This is a genomic window from Aquimarina sp. RZ0, assembly GCF_008370685.1.
Lineage (GTDB): Bacteria > Bacteroidota > Bacteroidia > Flavobacteriales > Flavobacteriaceae > Aquimarina.
This window is the reverse complement of the sequence record NZ_VTZU01000232.1, coordinates 1-1,025: the sequence shown is the minus strand read 5'-3', so window position 1 is coordinate 1,025 and position 1,025 is coordinate 1. Positions and strand designations below refer to the sequence as shown.

The window sequence follows — 1,025 nt, the reverse complement described above, 5'->3', positions numbered from 1 at the left end:
TGGAGTACCTACTTTAGTTGTTACAAAAAACATAAGTCTCAAATTAATACATTTGAATTATGGTAAAGAAGAACTATGACAACGATTTTAAGGTAATGATAGTCCAATTATTAAAATCAGGTCAAAAAACGAAGGAAGTCTCTGAGGCATATAATCTAGATAGCGGCACAGTAAATCGCTGGAGAAGAGAATATGAGGCAAAATCAGGAGATTTCTCTAAAAAGAGAGAACTAAGCCCAGAAGAGTTAGAACTACGTCAATTACGCAAAGAATTAAAAGACGTTCAAATCGAGCGTGATATATTAAAAAAGGCAGTGAGCATCTTTTCCAAGAGCGACAAATAAAATATCAATTTATTTTAAAAAATAAAGAAATTTATTCTGTTGAAAAGATGTGTAACAGCATGAAAGTAAGTCGTAATGCTTATTATCATTGGCTTAAAACTAAAGATAACAAAAATACTAAATTAATACAATTAAAGGAACGTATAAAATCTATATTTCAATCAAGTCATCAGATTTATGGAAGTACTAGAATTCAAAAAATGCTAGCAAGAGAAAACATAGTTTATTCAGTATCTTATATTTCTTATTTAATGAGAAAGTTAGGACTCAAAAGTGTTTTGAAGAAAAAGTTTGTAGTAACCACGAACTCAGATCATGATAACCCTATAACTACAAATTTCCTAAATAGAGAGTTTAATGCATTAGAAATAGGTAAAAAATGGGTGTCTGATATTACTTATATACGAGTAGGAGATCATTGGAATTATTTAACTACTATTATAGATTTAGCAGATAGAAAAGTGGTTTCTTGGATTTTAAGTGAAGACATGACTACAGAAAACACCGTATACAAAGCTTGGATAAAAGCTAGAAACACTAGAGATATAAAGGAAGGATTTATTTTTCATTCAGATCGAGGAGTCCAATACACTTCAACTAAAGTAATGACATTGTTTAATGAGAATATAAAAATAACACAAAGCATGAGTCGAAAGGGGAATTGTTGGGATAATGCAGTAG

At 30.0% G+C, this 1,025-nt stretch carries 1 pseudogene; it reads left to right on the top strand.

Annotated features, from left to right (window positions below):
* Nucleotides 1-59: 59 nt before the first annotated feature.
* A pseudogene (locus F0000_RS27430) lies at nt 60-1,025 on the top strand (IS3 family transposase); the annotation flags it as partial.